The sequence below is a fragment of the Xanthobacter luteus genome (assembly GCF_040049235.1).
Lineage (GTDB): Bacteria > Pseudomonadota > Alphaproteobacteria > Rhizobiales > Xanthobacteraceae > Xanthobacter.
In genome coordinates this window covers 73255-89199 of the sequence record NZ_JBDZDO010000004.1, presented here as the reverse complement: position 1 = coordinate 89199, position 15945 = coordinate 73255, and the positions used below count along the sequence as shown (strand labels likewise).

Genomic DNA, 15945 nt, shown 5'->3' with positions numbered 1-15945 from the left:
GCAAGGGGGTGACAGCGCGGCGATTTCGAACTCCAATCCAGTTTGCGAGGATCAGATCAATTATCTACTCTCGTCTGCCAGAAACGATTGGGGCGCAGCTTTGTCGGTGAACTTCGACCATCTCCGGGAGATCAGCCCAGAGCTGCATCGCCTCGGCATTCTGGCCGAGCGTTTTTTTGCTGAAGACGCCAACACATCCCTGATCAAAAGCCGCCAGTTCGGCGAGTACATGGCCAAGGAGATTGCGGCCCTTTCCGGCGTTTATGATCCGGCCGCGCGCGAGACCACGCATGATCTCCTGCGGCGACTGGCAGCACAGCAGGTCTTGCCGCGGGAAGTCACGGACGTTTTCCATGCTGTCCGCAAAAGTGGCAACGCGGCAACCCATAGCTTGGCGGGCTCACCGGCGGAGGCTCTGGCGGCGCTTAAATTCTGCTGCGCCCTTGGCGTCTGGTATCGTCGCACCTACGGGCGTGATCCGAATTTCAAGCCAGGCCCGTTCGTGCCGCCCAAAGCCTCTGCGGAGATTGACCAGGGGACGCTGGCGGAGCTCGCGGCGCTGCGCGCTCAGGTCCGGGAAGCGGAAGAAAAGCTCGCTGCCGCTCATGCCTCAGCCGACGAACTCGCCAGGGCCCGGGCCGCGGCCGAAGAACTCGCCCGACAGGCCGCTTCCGACAGTGCCGTGTGGGAACAGACCGCGGTCGAAATGGAGGCCAATCAGGCCGCGCTCTCTCGCAAGCTCGCCGAGTTGCAGAAGGCTGCCGAGGCTCAGCCCGAGCAGCTGCAGATGCAGCTCAAACAGGCCGGCCAGCAGGCCGCACGCCGCCTGGAACTCGACGAACGGCAGACCCGCCGTCTGATCGACGTCCAGCTCGGTGATGCCGGCTGGGAGGCCGATAGCGACGGTTTGACCTACCAGAAGGGAGCACGGCCGGAAGAAGGCCGCAACCTAGCGATCGCCGAGTGGCCCTCCGAAGGTGGTCGCGCGGATTACGCGCTCTTCGTCGGCCTCGCCTGCGTCGGCGTCATCGAAGCGAAGCGCGAGAGTGTAGATGTGCCGTCCACGCTCCAGCAGGCCGAACGATACGCCCGCACACTTCTGCTGGCCCCGGAGCTAGCCTGCCCGCATGGCCCCTGGCAACATGGCCTGGATGATCCGTTCCGCGTGCCGTTCGTCTTCGCCACCAATGGACGACCCTACGTCCGCCAGTGGCTGACCAAATCCGGCATCTGGTATCGAGATGTGCGGCGGCAGATAAACCACGCCATTGCCATGACCAGCTGGTTCGCACCGAAGGACCTGCTGGACAAGCTCGCGACTGATGTCGACACCGCCGTACAAGGCCTTGCCGAGGAAAGCTTCGGCAAGGGAAAGATGCGTCCCTACCAGGAAGATGCGATCGCGGCGATCGAAAATGCCGTGGTCGCGGGGCAGCGGGACATTCTGGTGTCCATGGCGACCGGCACCGGAAAGACGCGCACGGCGATTGCGCTGATGTATCGCCTGCTCAAGCACAAGCGCTTCCGCCGTATCCTCTTCCTCGTCGACCGCAAAGCGCTCGGCAAGCAGACGAGCGACGCCCTGGAGACCACTGAGATCGAGGGCATGCTGAACTTCGCCCAGATCTACAAGGTGGCCGGGCTGGAGCAGAAGCTGCCGGAGGATGAGGACCAGGTGCAGGTCGCGACCGTCCAGTCGCTCATTGCCCGCATACTGAACGAGCCGGACCCGGCCAAGCGGCCCACGCCCGGCACCTTCGACTGCATCATCGTGGACGAGGCCCATCGCGGCTACACGCTGGATGCGGAGCTGCGCGAAAGTGACATCGGCTTCCGCAGCATCGACGATTATCAGTCCGCCTACCGCCAGGTCCTCGACTACTTCGATGCCGTGAAGGTGGCGCTGACGGCGACGCCCGCGCTGCACACCCGCGAGATCTTCGGCCATCCGGTCTTCCACTACGGCTATCGTCAGGCCGTCGTCGAAGGCTATCTCAACGACCACCTACCACCGAAGCGCATAACCACGGCACTCTCGGAGGCCGGCATCCACTTCGATGGCGGCGAGGAAGTCGAGATCATCGATCGCCGAACGGGCCAGATCGATCTCTTCGAGCTGCCGGACGATGTCTCGCTGGATTACGACCTCGCCGACTTCAACAAGCGCGTCTATTCGGAAGCCTTCAACCGCATCGTCTGCCGGGCCATCGCGACCGAGATCCCGCCGTCGAAGCCGGGCAAGACGCTGATCTTCGCCGCCCGCGACGCCCATGCCAACGACATCGTGCACCTCCTGGAGAAGGAGCTGCGGGAGGAGTACGGCAAGGAGGCCGTGCCCCACGGCATGGTCGTGAAGATCACCGGCACCGTCGAAAAGGCCGACGACCTGATCCTGAAGTTCAAGAACGACCCATATCCGAAATATGTCGTCACCGTGGATCTGCTCACCACCGGGGTCGACATCCCCTCCATCTGCAATCTCGTTTTCGTCCGTCGGGTGAAAAGCCGCATTCTCTATGACCAGATGATCGGCCGCGCCACGCGCCTCTGCCCGGAGATCGGCAAGGAGCATTTCCGCATCTTCGATGCCGTCGATCTTTATGCCGAGCTCCAGGAGATGACGGATATGCGCCCCGTCGTCGTGAAGCCGGACATCTCGCTCGGCCAATTGGTGACCGACCTGCAGAAGGCGGAAACGGTGGAGGACAAGAATTGGGTCGCCGGTCAGGTGATCGTGCGCATGCGCGCCATGGTCAAGCGCATGGATGCCGAGACCCGCGAAAGCTTCGAGCGCCACACGGGCGAGAGCCCGGACATGGCCCTGCAGCGGCTTGCCACCCGCTCCGGCGCCGAGCTTCAGGAGTGGCTCGGCGCCCATCCGCGCGCCGTGGAGCTATTGGAGCGCCGCCCGCTCAGCACGGGCAGGAACGATGGCGTTATCATCTCCAGCCACGAGGACGAGTTGCTCCGCATCGAGGAGATCTTCGGCAATAACACGACGCCGGAGGACTACATCACCGGCTTCGAGCGTTTCGTGCGCGAGAACATGAACCAGGTGCCGGCGCTGATCGCGGTCACCCAGCGCCCGCGCGATCTCACCCGCAAGGAGCTGTCCGAGCTGGCGGGCCTGCTGGACGAGAGGAACTATTCCGAAGCCATGTTGCGCGCCGCCTATGGCCGCGCCCGCAACGCGGATATCGCCGCCCATATCATCGGCTTCGTCCGCCAGGCCGCGCTGGGCGATCCGCTGATCCCCTATGCCACCCGCGTCGACAACGCGATCCGCAAGATCGAGGCCTCGCGCCCCTGGACGCCAAAACAGAAGGAGTGGCTGCGCCGCATCGGCCGGGCGCTCAAGGACAAGCCTGTGGCCGACCCGACCCTGCTCGACCAGGGCGTGTTCGCCGACAAGGGCGGCTTCCAACGCATCTCGCAGGAGTTTGATGGCGCGCTCGACGAGGTCCTGCATGCTTTTAACGAGGCCATCTGGGCGCCGCCCGCCGCCTGACGGGCCGACGCACGTTGACCAAGACCCCACGCCCGCTACAAGCGCAATCACGACCCCTGACCCTTAGAGACTCATGCCATGAACGCCAACGCCATCGTCCAGAAACTCTGGCGCCTCTGCACGGTCTTGCGCAAGGATGGCATCACCTATCAGCAATATGTCACCGAGCTGACCTATCTGCTGTTCCTCAAGATGATGGCCGAGCGTAACCGCGAGACGGGCACCCTGCCGAAAAGCATGCGCTGGGCGGATCTGGTGGCGGCGAACGGCCTCGCCAAGCTGGAGCATTATCGCAACGTCCTGGTCACCCTCGGTGCCACCAGCACCCGCCTCGGCAAGGATGATGCGCTCGTGCGCCCGCCAAGCGAGAATGCGACGCCCGAGGAGCGCAAGCGCTATGCGGATGCGCGGCCTCTGCCGGACATGGTGCAGAAGATCTTCGACAGCGCCTCCACCATCATCCGCGAGCCGCAGAATCTCGCCACGCTGGTCACCGCCATCGATGAATTGGACTGGTTCTCCGAGGAGCGCGACCAGTTCGGCGATCTCTATGAAGGCCTGCTGCAGAAGAACGCCGAGGAGACCAAGCGCGGTGCCGGGCAGTATTTCACGCCCCGCGTGCTGATCGACGTGATGGTGCGCCTTATGCAGCCCAAGCCCGGCGAGGTGATTCAGGACCCCGCCGCCGGCACCGGCGGCTTTCTGATTGCCGCCGACCGCTACATGAAGGCGCGCACGGACGGCTATTTCGATCTGCCCGACAGCGGTGCCTGGCAGAAGCGCAACGCCTTCCACGGCATGGAGAATGTGGCGGGTACGCTGCGCCTGCTGCTGATGAACCTTTATCTGCACGATCTGGAGAACGACCACGTCGATCTTGGCGACACGCTCTCCGACAAGGGCAAGGGGCTCGGCCGCGCCGACCTCATCCTCACCAACCCGCCCTTCGGCCCAGCCGGCGGGGCGCCGACGCGCGATGACCTCTCCGTCACCGCCGCCGTCTCCTCCTACCAGCTTCCCTTTGTGGAGCACTGCATCCGGGCGCTTCAGCCGGGCGGCCGCGCCGCCATCGTCGTGCCGGACAATGTGCTGTTCGAGGACGGGCGCGGAAAACAGCTGCGCCAGTTGATGATGGACTGGTGCGACCTGCATACCATTTTGCGCCTGCCCACCGGCATTTTCTATGCGCAGGGGGTCAAGACCAACGTCATCTTCCTGACCCGCGGCAAGACAGTGGCGGGTAACACCAAGGCCGTCTGGATCTATGACCTGCGCGCCCAGATGCCGAAATTCGGCAAGACCACGCCGCTGACGGCGGCCCATTTCGAAGGCTTCGAGCAGGCCTTCGGCAAGGATCGCTACGGCGCCGAGCGCGGCCCGGACGAAGGCGAGGCCGGCCGCTGGCGCAAATTCACCCGCGCGGAGATCGCCAAGCGCGGCGACAATCTCGACATCACCTGGCTACGCGAGGCGGAGGAAGAGGCGGAAGAGGGCCTCACCGAACCCGACGACATCGCCGCCGCCATCCTCGGCCATCTGCAGGCCGCCACGCTGGAGATCGAGGCGCTGATGGCCGAGCTGGGGGATGAGATGCCGGAGGCGGCGGAATGAGCGGGCTGCCGAAGGGGTGGATTGAGGCGATGCTGGGTCAAGTCACGACAAAAATCGGGAGCGGCGCCACTCCAACAGGAGGTGAACAATCCTATAGAGCTTCAGGCATCCCGCTTGTCCGCTCCCTCAACGTTCACTTTGATGGAGTTCGATCGGAAGGTCTGGCTTTCCTAGACGAACGGCAGGCTGCAAGGCTGGATAATGTTATCGTTGAGACAGAGGATGTTCTGCTCAACATCACGGGCGCCTCCATCGGACGCGTGGCGGTTGCGCCGAAGGCATATGCCGGTGCAAGGGTCAATCAACACGTCAGCATTGTTCGCCTCGCTCAAGGCGTCCTGCCGCAATACGTCCGTGGTTTCTTGGCATCCCCTGTCGCTCAAGAATTCATAAGGCGCGAAAATTACGGTGCTACACGGCAGGCACTTACCAAGTCGATGATTGAGAATTTCGCGTTTCCCCTTCCACCCCTGGCCGAGCAAAAGCGCATCGTGGCCAAGCTGGATGCGCTGAACGCGAAATCCGCCCGCGCCCGCACCGAACTCGCCCGCATCGAAACCCTCGTCTCCCGCTACAAGCAGGCCGTCCTCAGCAAGGCGTTCAGCGGGGATTTGACGCGGGAGTGGAGGGCTCGCGTGCAAGTCGCCGAGCCACGGACAGGCCAACTGGAAGAGCTGCTCTCTGTACCTGTCAGAAACGGCCTTTCCATCAAGGGTTCGGACACCCCACCGGGTTTTCCCGCCCTGAGACTAAGCGCTTTAAGAGAGCGCGAAGTTCGTCTCGACGATGTCCGTTACATTCCCGTCAATGATGACAAGGCGCGCCGCTTTTTGTTGGAGACCGGAGATGTTCTTGTCAGCCGTGGGAATGGAACGAGATCACTCGTCGGAATCGCATCGATTGTTCCGGCCATACCTCGCCCCACGATCTTTCCGGACACGGCTTTCCGTATCCGAGTAGATGGCACGAAAGCCCTGCCCTTGTGGCTGACCAGTCTCTGGAATGCGCCACAAGTCCGGTCTCAGATCGAAATCGTCGCAAAGACGACTGCTGGGATATGGAAGATCTCGCAGAAGGACCTGGCGACAATCCAACTTCCCATCCCATCAACCCTCGAAGAACAACACGAAATCGTCCGCCGCATCGAAGCCGCCTTCGCCAAGATCGACCGGCTCGCGGCGCAAGCCAGGCGCGCGCTGGAGCTGGTGGGCAAGCTGGACGAGGCGATCCTCGCCAAGGCCTTCCGCGGCGAGTTGGTACCCCAGGACGAAAACGACGAGCCCGCCGAACACCTGCTGATCCGCATCCGCGCCGAGCGGCAGGCGGCGCCGAAGGCCCGGCGCGGGCGGAGAGCCAAGGCATGACGACCTATGAAAGCCAACTGACCTCCGGCAATTTCGGCAAAGAGGGACAGTCGACGCACATCTACATCACGCCCTTCTACCGGAAGCTTCCGCTTGATGTGTTCGGCGGCACGAATGTCCACGCGCCGGCGCCGCGCCTGGTGCGCCTGGAGTTCGGAACCCTATGCACCGACACCTTCGTCCCGACGGACAAGAAGGGCCAGCCGCGGACCTTCTTCCAAGACCGGGCCTTCGTGCGCGAGGTCTTCGAGCGCACCGGGGCAAAGCCGGGCGATGTCGTACTGTTCGAGGAAGTCACGCCCTACCATTTCCGCCTGTCGCTCAGGACGGCGGCAGGAAAGGTGATTGCGGCATGAGCCCTATACCCGACTACCAGACCCTCATGCTCCCTGTCCTGCGCTTCGCCGCCGAGGGCGAGACACGCGTGGCCGACGTGGCGGAGCGGATTGCCGACGCTTTCGGGCTGAGTGAGGCCGACCGTGAGAAGCTCCTGCCGAGCGGACGCCAGCGTGTGCTGCACAATCGCATCCATTGGGCAAAATTCTACATGAGCAAGGCGGGGTTGATCACCTCGCCCGCGCGAGGCCGCTTTCTGGCGAGCGAAAAAGGCAAGGCGTTGCTGGCAACATCACCGGAACGCATCGACGTGGCTCTCCTGATGCAGGAGCCGGAGTTCCGCGAGTTCTACAGAAATGAGAGCACCGCGGCCGAACAGGACGCCGTCGATAGCAAGCCGGCCGACACGGGCTCCTCCCGGACCACACCGGAGGAGCAGATCGATGCGGCCCACGCAGCGCTTCAGGCGGCGCTCCGCGATGAACTGCTTCAGCGCATCCTCGCCAACAGCCCGGCCTTCTTCGAACAGCTGATCGTCGATCTCCTGGTGGCCATGGGCTATGGCGGCAGCCACAAGGACGCCGCCGCGCAGCTCGGCCGCTCCGGCGACGGCGGTGTCGATGGCATCGTCAACGAGGATCGCCTCGGCCTCGACCGGATCTATGTACAGGCCAAGCGCTACGCTCCCGGCAGCTCCGTCAGCCGCCCGGATGTGAATGGCTTCGTCGGAAGCCTCGTCGGCCTCGGCGCCACCAAGGGCGTCTTCGTCACCACCTCCACCTTCAGCCAGCCCGCGCGCGACTACGTCAAGCATCTGGCCCAACGGGTTATCCTGATCGACGGGCAGGAGCTGGCCGACCTGATGATCGAACACGGCGTCGGCGTCCGCAACTATCGCACTGTCGATTTCAAGCGGTTGGACGAGGACTTCTTCGGCGAGGAATAGGCCAGCCGCCTGTTAAAAGGTGATCTATCCGAAGCAACGCAAGTCATGGACGCAATCATTCGGAACGGCTGGTGGCGTCGCCCCCAGTTTGTATCCAGTGGTCGAGAGCTCCGGAACGCTGAAACGGATACTCCGGCGTCAACTCGCTTTCGCCGAATGTGGTCCATTCGTCCCGGAAGCGCTGCGGATCATCATCGTGGCAGGAGAGCCAGGCCCGATAGATCGAGCGCACCAGGGTGAGCCGGGGAAGAAGGACATCGAGTTCCCGTGTCGATGCGCTCGGCCAGCGCCTGACAATGCAGAAGCGAACGAACTCCGGCTCTGGATATTCCAAATGTTCGCGCTCTTTTAGGCGATCGCCGGAGAGCACCAGGAACTCTCTCCAAGAACACTCCTTCGCGAAGGTGATGCGGGGATATCCTCCGCGCGCGATCTCCTCCAACCACGGCACGATATGGGGTTCGGGGCCATAGAGGTTACTGATCCAGAAGCAGGCCATCCCGCCCGGACAAGCGACAGCAACAGCTCCTTTGATCCAGCCTGATTCCGGTGGCGCGAAGGACACCGCCAAGCCTTCGCAGACTTCTGGGCTGGAGGGCTCCCAAAAATCGGAGAACCGGCGCTCGTGCCAGACCCCGGTATTGAGATCCTTAAGCCAGCCCAGGTCCTGCGCCCGCCACTCGGCAACAAGGGTGCTCGCTTGGGCAAGAGGCTCACCGAGCTGGCGCACCTCTAGAACGACGTCGCCAGCCTGCGCGTGCCAGCGCTTTACGTCTTCGATCTGCCCTTGCAGAGCTCCGACATGCCAGCCGGGTCTCCCGCGGAGACGAGCGGCATAGATGATGAAAGGACGGCGTGTTAAGTTGTTGAGGATGGTCGCGAAGGTGGCTTCTCCTGAGAGAGCTGAACTACCTAACACAGGCGACGAGGGAGCTACATCGGCATTTTCCCGCACCGACAGGTTCGAATTCCGGGAACAAATGTGGCCGATTTCCGGGTATAATCCCGGGTACAACACCCCACACATACGCTGAAAAAGCATTATATTTCAATTATATAATACAAATAGATCGAACTCCTCTCTCTCCGCCACTTCAGTCCCTGAGTGGGCACTGAGTTTACGCCGTTTTTCGCGGTGAGCGCCTGAAGCAGCCGGGTCTTCGATCCCATGATCCGAACCTCGCCGTCTGCGACCTCGACGCGCTGGGCGAGCGCGCGGAGGTGGTCGCGGCGGTAGCCGCCGCCTTCAAGCCGGATGCGCTGGCGCGCGGTCTTGGCGAAGGTGCGGACCATCTGCGGCGTAATGGCCCTAGCGCCGGAATTATCAAGCATGGCTTGGGCGCGTTCGGCATCGACCTTGGCCTGATCGCGGATGGCTTTCAGGCCGTCAATGCGGTCCTTGAGCGCCGGGTCGTCAATGTCGGCGACGCCCGCCTCGATGGCATCGTAGAGGCGCTTGAGCCGTAGTTCCGATTCGGCTGCGCGTTTGTTCAGTTCGGCGATGTGCTCGCGGCGGCGTTCGGATTGCTCCTGCCTACGGTCGAGAACGCTGGCAAGAATCATTTCCAGCCGCTCGGGCTGGAGAAGCTGGTCTTCGAGGTGGCTGGCGACCAGATCGTCCAGCTTGTCCATCGGCACGGCCATGCCCTCGCAGGCGGTCGGCCCCTGCCGGGCTTTCATCGAGCAGGCATAATAGCGGTAGCGCCCGCCCTTGCCGGTGCGGATGGTCATGGCCCCGCCGCACTTGGCGCAATGGATCAGGCCGGTGAGCATGGTCGGGCCGCTGATGACGGCGGATGGCATGACTTTGGGGTTACGGGCCTTGAGCAACGCCTGCACGGTGTCGAACGTCTCGCGGTCGATGATCGGCGGGACCGGAACCGTGACGATCTCGCTGACCGGCTTCAACTCCTTGGTCTTGGATCGCTTGTTGAACTCGTGCTCGCCCATATAGGTGCGGCGCGTCAGGATGCGATGAACCTGCCCGATGCCCCAGCGCCCGCCGTCGCGGGTGAAGATGCGGCGGCTGTTGAGATAGGAGACGATATTCTTCACACCCATCTGGCCGGTGGTCCCGTCGCCTTCCAGCGCGAGGCGATAGATCAGCCGCACCGTGTCGGCGTGGAGCGGGTCGATCTCCAGCTTCTTCTTGGTCTTGGCCCCGCGCTGCTCGGCCGCGACGACACGGTAGCCGATAGGAGGAAGCGAGCCGTTCCAGAAGCCTTGGCGGGCGTTCTCCTTCAAGGCCCGCATGACGTGCTTGGCGTTTTCCTTCGACTGGTATTCGTCGAACAGCGCCATGATCTGCCGCATCATCTGATGCACCGGATCGTCGCCCATCTCCTGGGTGATGGAGACCAGCTTGACGCCGTTCTTCGCCAGCCTGCGGACGTAGAACTCCATATCGAAGGCGTCGCGAAAGAAGCGCGAGAAGCTGTGAACCACGACGACATCGAACGGCGCGGGCTTGGACGTGCCCGCTTCGATCATGCGCTGAAACTCTGGCCGGCGGTCATTAGTCGCCGACGCGCCGGGCTCCACATAGGTCTCGACCAATTGCAGGCCGCGCGCCTCGCAATAGGCTTCGCCCTGCCGCTTCTGGTCGGGGATGGAAACATCATGCTCGGCCTGCCGCGCCGTCGAGACGCGCAGGTAAAGGGCGGCGCGCAGGGGGATTGTGGAAGAGGCAGCGCTCATGCCGGGTCTCCTTGGGCAGCTGCCTCGTTCGGCGACAACACGGCGATACCGAATGGCACAAAATGCTTCGTGTTGCGGGTGATGATGACGAGTTCATGCGCCGCTGCGATGCCGGCGATCACGGCATCGGCCATGCCAGGATCATGGCCGGCCGTGAGCGCCTTCGCTTCCAATCGCCCACCGATCGCGGCAGCCTGCGCGTCGAAGCCAATGATCTTGTCATCGTATGTGGAGACGAGACCACCGAGCCATGCTTTCAGGCTCGCGGCCTTCGCCGTTGCCCCCTTGTGGTCGAGAAGCGCAATTCCCTTCTCGATTTCATGGATGGAGACAACCGACAAGAATAACCGGCCGTCGCCGTCCATGCGATCCAACCAGTCGAGAAAATCAGCTGACGCTTCCACCCTCGACGGCGCCAACATGGAGACGACGTTGGTGTCGAGAAGGAAGCCGCTCAAAGCTCGACATCCCGCGATGGTTTGCGGTTACGCGGGAACTCTCCGCCTGGGAATGTCCTGAGATAGCTGACAAGACCCGCCCGTTTGCGTTCGAGCGCCTTGCGCGCGATCTCCGCCGCCTCGACCGAAACCAGGGCCGCAACGGGCTTACCATGACGGGTAATGGTCACGATCTCTCCTTTGACGGCTTCATCGACAAGGCTGGAAAATCCAGCCTTGGCGTCTCTGAGGTTGATGGTCAGCATGTTGCGCCCTCACATATGTAGCCATATGTGACTACAAGTAATCTATTGGAAGGCGGATTTCAACGCCGATTTCAAATCCCCGAAGTGTCAGCCCTCGGGGCCGAACAGTTCATCGAACAGGTCGCCGAACCATTGCTCGAACACCTCGATCTCGGCGTGCGTGACCGGAACGGGGCGCGGCCAATCATCGGTGACGGTCCATGTGGACAGGTCGTGTTTGGGCGGTCGGCCCATAGGGACATGGTATCCCAACAACTCGTCCAACTGCTCCGACGCCGTGGGCGGCCTGATGCGCCGGGCGCGGGCGCGGGAGCGCGCGCTACGATCAGACGCCATCGAGGTCGCGCCCGCTTCCGGGCCGCCACGCCACGGGGTTGGCCACCCATCGGTTGATGTTGGATTCCCGCCATCCCGCGCCGTTGACGCTGATCCTGATCTGGGGCGGGAACGTGCCCTCGGCGATCTTGCGGTAGATGGTGGACCGCGACAGGCCGGTGCGATCGAGTACGGTGTTCAGGCGGATGATACGGTCTGGTTGGCGCACGGCCGCGATGCCTCCTGCTGGCTGTTTCCGGGAACTGCCAGGACAGGCAAAGGCAAGGATTTGTTGTTGTGCAATAGATTGTTAGGTTTCGTAGGGCTGTGGCGAAGAGGCGGCGGCAAATAGGATGGTTCTACAGCCCGAGACCCCGGCCCCGGCCGAGGCCGAACGTGAGGGTGAGGTCGCGGCCGACGCCCATCCCCGAATCAAATGAGATGCCGAGTTCGCGCTTGCGACCCGCCAGAAGGGACTCCATCTGCGGGTCGCGTTCCAGGCTGTGCGCCATGTTCCCCATTTCCGCCCGCGCGGCCCTGTGACCGGCATAGTCGCCCGCCGCATACCGTTCGTCGCTGGCCCTATGGAGATTTTGCCAGCGTTCCACGAAACGGTCGGTGCGCAGGCCGGGATCGGTGCGCAGCTCGGTTTCCAGTTGCAGGGCACGGATTGCGCGCCGGGCGTCGCCGGATGCTGCCTCCGCCGCAAGCTCCGGGTTTTTCTTGTAGGCTGCTTCGGCGTCATGCGAGCCGTAAGGGCGCACCTCCTCGAACCGCTGGCGCGCCTCCTGCAATTCCCTGATCTGATCGGGGCTGGCCCTGCCGTCCTGGTCCTGCGCCGTGAAGATCGCATCGACGGCGCGGGCATGGCGGACGAGCGCCCGGCCACGGGCGTGGCGCAACGCCGCCTCCGGGTCTTCCGCCACCTTCCTTTCCGGCCCCTGTCCGCCCTCGGCGGGCAGCCGCAGCCCGTCGAAGATGCCGCGCACCTTTTCGGGAACTTGGCGGACGATCTCGACAACCCGTTCCACCCGCTCGCGGAAGGTGATGCCGCGCCGTTCGGCATAGTCACGGGCGGGTTGGTAGTCGCTCGCCATGTCCTTGGCCCGGTCGCGCGACAGGGTGTTGATGAGTTTGTCCTGACTGGCGAAGTCGTCGCGGCCATAGTGCAGGTCCAGACGCGAGCGGTGGCGCGAGAGGGCGACATAGCTGCCGTGGGCGTCCATGCCCGGCGTCGCCAGCACACGGGTGCGGTCCACGGTCATGCCCTGCGCCTTGTGGATCGTGGCGGCATAGCCGTGGTCGATCTTGTTGTAGTCCTTCAAGTCGAATGCGACATCGCGGCCATCATCGGTGCGCACGATCATGCTATGCGCGCTGACCTGCTCGACGGTTCCGAGCGTGCCGTTCTTCACGCCAAGGCTGCGCTCGTTTTGCAGGAACATGATGCGGTCGCCGGGTGCGAAGGTCCGCGCGCCCCGTTCGGCGGCGACATGCACGTCCGCGCCAAGTTCGCCTGCGCCACGCATCCGGTCGCGGGCCGCCTCGTTCAATTCCCGCACCTCGGCATTGGTGTGGGTGAGGATGATGCGGGTTGCATCCGGGTTCGCCTGCCGGTCGCGGTTCCAACGGTCGATCAATTCGCCACGCGCCTGTTCTCGCGTCGGGGCGGCATGGACCATGCCGTGACGTTCATAGACATGGATCGCATCGCCAGTTCGGCCGGTCGCCAGGTCGCGCGTGGCGTCGCGCTGCCAGTCCTCGCGCTGGCGGCGCACCTCGCTGATCTCAGCGCCGCCGTGGCGCTCGTGGATCGAGCGGAACGCCGCGCCGGCCTCGATGGATTGCAACTGCTGCGGATCGCCGACCAGCACCACTTTGGCCCCGGCCTCGGCGGCATGGGACAGCACGCGCTCCAACTGCCGCGTGCCGACCATGCCCGCCTCGTCGATCACGAGAACGTCGCGCGACGTGAGCATGTCGCGGCCCTGCGCCCAACCGTGTTCCATGCTGGCGATGGTGCGGGACGCGATACCCGATCCGCCTTCGAGATTTTCCGCCGAGATGCCGGAAAGAGCAACGCCCCGGACCTCGTAGCCCGCAGCTTCCCAGGCTTCGCGCGCCACACCCAGCATCGCGCTCTTCCCCGTCCCGGCATAGCCGACGACAATGCCAAGATCGCGCCGGTCCGTGACATGCGCCAGCGCGTCCGCCTGCTCGCCGGACAGGACAAGGCCGTGCGCTTCCGCACGCGCCAGCGCCGCCCGTCTGTCCACGTCGTTCATCTCATGGCGTTCCCGTTCCGCCATCAGTTCGGCGGCGCGATGCAGGCGCTGTTCCGCCTCGATCATGTCGCGGGTGGTGAAGCGATCCTGCCCGGCATCGTCCTTGCCGAGTTCGACCAGATCGGGCGCGCTGCGCATCGCGTCCATGACCTCGTTGAACTGGTCGATTCCGTCGCTGTGCCGGTGCGCGAACATCGCCATGTCGCGGCGCGTGAAGGTCGATTGCTGCTGCGTGATCGCGTCCAGGGCGGAAGATGGATCGGCGACGATCCGCGCGCCATTCTCTCGGGCGATGCGCCGGTGATCCTCGGCGCGGTCGGCCTCGATCCCGGCAGCCTCGATGCGCTGCGCCGGTGCGCCGATCTTCGTCTGCGGCTCCAGCGCGACGCCCTGCGCCTCAAGGCTGCGATGGTCGATCCGCGCGTCGATGTCGAGTTCCGCCAGCCGCTCGTTGACGTGATCGGCCCAGCGTTCGCGCCAACGCTCCACCATCTCCGTGCGGTTCCACTCCCGCGCCTTCGGGCCGAAACCGTTCTCATCAACCGACCGCATGGTGAGCATGACATGGGCATGGGGCTTGGGCAGTCCGTCAGCGCCAGCGTCCCAATGCACATTGAGGTCGGCGATCATGCCCTGATCGACGAACTCCGCCTGCACGAAGTCCCGGGCGAGTTCGATGCCCTGCGCCTGTGTCATCTCGCGCGGAATGGCAAACTCCACCTCGCGGCAAAGCTGCGCATCCTTCCGCTTCTCGAACGCCTCGACAGCGTTCCAAAGGTGCTCGCGGTCGGACCATTCCTCGGGCGCGTTCTCCGGCAGCATGACCTCGGAGTGGACAACGCCCGGTTTGTTGGAGAAGTCCTGATCGCGGCCCAGCCGGTCGTCATGCAGCCGCGAGGCCGAACGGTAGGCGGCGGCAGCGACCGCGCTGCGGCCCGCCGCGCGTCCGATGACCTGAACGGAGAAATGGTAGATCGCCACGGCGATCGACCAGATACTGCCCTCAAGCGCACGTCGGAACGACGTATAAGCGCGCCATCGAAACTAATTTCTCGGGACCTCTCGCGCCGTTTCAGCCCGTCCCGGCAACCTTACAGCATTGCGGTAGGCGCTCAACTATCATCGTTCCATCGACAGCTTATGGAGACGACGATGCGCAAGCCACGAGACTTCGATGCGGAACTGAAGTCACTGGAAGACAAGGCGCGGGACCTGAAAACTCGCAAGGTGCAGCAACTCGGCGAACTGGTCATCTCGACCGGCGCCGACGCGCTCACCGCCGACGAACTGGCGGGTGCGCTGGTCGTGCTGGCGGAAACGACCGATGCCGGAAAGAAGGAGGCGTGGGCCAAGCGCGGCGCTGCGTTCTTTCGCGGCAGATCGCGGCGATCTGCGCCAGCGCCTGACCGCAACACTGGCGGCACTCCGACGCAACCGGGCGGCGCGCAATCGGCATCAGGCGGCACGGACGCGTCATGACATGCGCATCTGGCAGGTCGAGCGCCGCAAGCGCACGCGGCATCTGATCGAACTCGGCGGGTTCGTCGTCAAGGCCGGGGTCGTGGACCTGACCGGCGATGATCGCGCCACCATCCTCGGCGCGCTGCTCTGGATGGCCGACAAGCTTCGAAGCGATCAGAGTGTACAGGCCCGCACGCTCTGGTCCGAAAAAGGGAAAGAGGCGTTCGCAGCGGAACGGAAAGAAGAGACGCCCATCGTCTCGTAGGCCCAACGCGATCAGGCATGACCGATGGCGGGCGGCGCGGAGACCCCAAATATTGCAGCGCTGCCCGCCATCGCGCGGCTTGCCGCGCAAATGCTTGCCGCTGCTTCATAAAATATTGGTCGCAAAACTTTGTCGGGGGTTCGGGAGTTTCGTGGCGAGATTATTTCGGCTCATGACACATAATTGTCGAAGAGGTAGACAACAAAGTATGGCTTGGAGGACGCGCCGTAGCCGCGCAGGTCGGAACAAACCACGGTGAAATTGGCTGCGAGTCTTGGAGCGACTCTCGCCCACATCTCCTTTGATTGCGGGAATCCGTGCAACAGAAGAGCTGGAGGGCCGTCGCCGCCAATCACGCAGGCAATGTCAACGCCGTCCACGCGCACGACTTCATTCTGAAATCCCTCAAACATGTCATGCCCCTTGGCGGTTTCCTGCCAGCGACCCGGTCCAA

Annotated in this window: 15 protein-coding genes; 7 read left to right on the top strand and 8 right to left on the bottom strand. The window is 63.6% G+C overall.

Translation table 11 applies throughout. The annotated features are described in order from the left end of the window. The first annotated feature begins 106 nt into the window (after positions 1–106). The 5 genes from hsdR (at position 107) to ABLE88_RS13790 (ending at position 7765) form a co-directional block, all read left to right on the top strand. Positions 107–3508: a type I restriction-modification system endonuclease gene (gene hsdR, locus ABLE88_RS13810; protein ID WP_348832272.1), complete on the top strand. Its 3402-nt coding sequence runs from the start codon at positions 107–109 to the stop codon at positions 3506–3508. 78 nt (positions 3509–3586) lie between these two features. Further along, positions 3587–5119, top strand: a complete 1533-nt coding sequence (locus tag ABLE88_RS13805) for a class I SAM-dependent DNA methyltransferase (RefSeq protein WP_348832271.1) — start codon at positions 3587–3589, stop codon at positions 5117–5119. After that, the gene (locus tag ABLE88_RS13800) at positions 5116–6483 is read left to right on the top strand and encodes a restriction endonuclease subunit S (protein WP_348832270.1); all 1368 of its coding nucleotides are present in this window, start codon (positions 5116–5118) and stop codon (positions 6481–6483) included. The genes ABLE88_RS13805 and ABLE88_RS13800 overlap by 4 nt, the downstream gene beginning before the upstream one ends. Beyond that, positions 6480–6839 (top strand): hypothetical protein, encoded by a 360-nt coding sequence (locus ABLE88_RS13795; protein WP_348832269.1) that lies wholly within the window; start codon positions 6480–6482, stop codon positions 6837–6839. The genes ABLE88_RS13800 and ABLE88_RS13795 overlap by 4 nt, the downstream gene beginning before the upstream one ends. Next, positions 6836–7765, top strand: coding sequence for a restriction endonuclease (locus tag ABLE88_RS13790; RefSeq protein ID WP_348832268.1), 930 nt, complete (start codon positions 6836–6838; stop codon positions 7763–7765). Before ABLE88_RS13795 ends, ABLE88_RS13790 begins: the two co-directional genes overlap by 4 nt. 55 nt (positions 7766–7820) lie before the next feature. On the opposite strand, the gene ABLE88_RS13785 is transcribed toward ABLE88_RS13790, so the two are convergent. From ABLE88_RS13785 to traA, 7 genes are all read right to left on the bottom strand, one after another. Further along, positions 7821–8807, bottom strand: coding sequence for a hypothetical protein (locus ABLE88_RS13785; RefSeq protein ID WP_348832267.1), 987 nt, complete (start codon positions 8805–8807; stop codon positions 7821–7823). Next, positions 8807–10462, bottom strand: a complete 1656-nt coding sequence (locus ABLE88_RS13780; protein ID WP_348832266.1) for a recombinase family protein — start codon at positions 10460–10462, stop codon at positions 8807–8809. Before ABLE88_RS13780 ends, ABLE88_RS13785 begins: the two co-directional genes overlap by 1 nt. Beyond that, on the bottom strand, positions 10459–10920 hold the full coding sequence (locus ABLE88_RS13775; protein WP_348832265.1) for a type II toxin-antitoxin system VapC family toxin: 462 nt from the start codon (positions 10918–10920) through the stop codon (positions 10459–10461). The genes ABLE88_RS13780 and ABLE88_RS13775 overlap by 4 nt, the downstream gene beginning before the upstream one ends. Further along, positions 10917–11165, bottom strand: a complete 249-nt coding sequence (locus ABLE88_RS13770; RefSeq protein WP_082772848.1) for a type II toxin-antitoxin system Phd/YefM family antitoxin — start codon at positions 11163–11165, stop codon at positions 10917–10919. Before ABLE88_RS13770 ends, ABLE88_RS13775 begins: the two co-directional genes overlap by 4 nt. A gap of 87 nt (positions 11166–11252) precedes the next feature. Next, a complete protein-coding gene (locus tag ABLE88_RS13765) occupies positions 11253–11429 on the bottom strand; it encodes a hypothetical protein (RefSeq protein WP_348832264.1) in 177 nt (58 codons plus the stop codon). 61 nt (positions 11430–11490) lie between these two features. Next, positions 11491–11709 (bottom strand): helix-turn-helix transcriptional regulator, encoded by a 219-nt coding sequence (locus tag ABLE88_RS13760; protein WP_348832263.1) that lies wholly within the window; start codon positions 11707–11709, stop codon positions 11491–11493. A gap of 130 nt (positions 11710–11839) precedes the next feature. Then, positions 11840–14746, bottom strand: a complete 2907-nt coding sequence (gene traA / locus ABLE88_RS13755) for a Ti-type conjugative transfer relaxase TraA (protein WP_348832262.1) — start codon at positions 14744–14746, stop codon at positions 11840–11842. Positions 14747–14917: 171 nt separating this feature from the next. Between traA and ABLE88_RS13750 the strand changes: the two genes are divergently transcribed. Together ABLE88_RS13750 and ABLE88_RS13745 are read left to right on the top strand one after the other, a co-directional pair. After that, positions 14918–15244, top strand: a complete 327-nt coding sequence (locus ABLE88_RS13750) for a conjugal transfer protein TraD (protein ID WP_348832261.1) — start codon at positions 14918–14920, stop codon at positions 15242–15244. Position 15245: 1 nt separating this feature from the next. Then, positions 15246–15491 carry a conjugal transfer protein TraD gene (locus ABLE88_RS13745; protein WP_348832260.1) on the top strand — a complete coding sequence of 82 codons (246 nt, stop codon included), beginning with the start codon at positions 15246–15248 and terminating at the stop codon, positions 15489–15491. Positions 15492–15661: 170 nt separating this feature from the next. Here the strand turns inward: ABLE88_RS13745 and ABLE88_RS13740 are convergent, their stop codons facing one another. Next, positions 15662–15904, bottom strand: a complete 243-nt coding sequence (locus tag ABLE88_RS13740) for an alpha/beta fold hydrolase (protein ID WP_348832259.1) — start codon at positions 15902–15904, stop codon at positions 15662–15664. Positions 15905–15945: the final 41 nt, after the last annotated feature.

Excerpts from the sequence above, each read along its gene's own strand:
- ABLE88_RS13780 (WP_348832266.1), bottom strand. The coding sequence starts at position 10,462 with ATGAGCGCTGCCTCTTCCACAATCCCCCTGCGCGCCGCCCTTTACCTG.
- ABLE88_RS13785 (WP_348832267.1), bottom strand. The coding sequence starts at position 8,807 with ATGCTTTTTCAGCGTATGTGTGGGGTGTTGTACCCGGGATTATACCCG.
- ABLE88_RS13745 (WP_348832260.1), top strand. The coding sequence starts at position 15,246 with ATGCGCATCTGGCAGGTCGAGCGCCGCAAGCGCACGCGGCATCTGATC.
- ABLE88_RS13740 (WP_348832259.1), bottom strand. The coding sequence starts at position 15,904 with ATGTTTGAGGGATTTCAGAATGAAGTCGTGCGCGTGGACGGCGTTGAC.
- ABLE88_RS13795 (WP_348832269.1), top strand. The coding sequence starts at position 6,480 with ATGACGACCTATGAAAGCCAACTGACCTCCGGCAATTTCGGCAAAGAG.
- ABLE88_RS13805 (WP_348832271.1), top strand. The coding sequence starts at position 3,587 with ATGAACGCCAACGCCATCGTCCAGAAACTCTGGCGCCTCTGCACGGTC.
- ABLE88_RS13750 (WP_348832261.1), top strand. The coding sequence starts at position 14,918 with ATGCGCAAGCCACGAGACTTCGATGCGGAACTGAAGTCACTGGAAGAC.
- ABLE88_RS13800 (WP_348832270.1), top strand. The coding sequence starts at position 5,116 with ATGAGCGGGCTGCCGAAGGGGTGGATTGAGGCGATGCTGGGTCAAGTC.
- ABLE88_RS13790 (WP_348832268.1), top strand. The coding sequence starts at position 6,836 with ATGAGCCCTATACCCGACTACCAGACCCTCATGCTCCCTGTCCTGCGC.
- ABLE88_RS13770 (WP_082772848.1), bottom strand. The coding sequence starts at position 11,165 with ATGCTGACCATCAACCTCAGAGACGCCAAGGCTGGATTTTCCAGCCTT.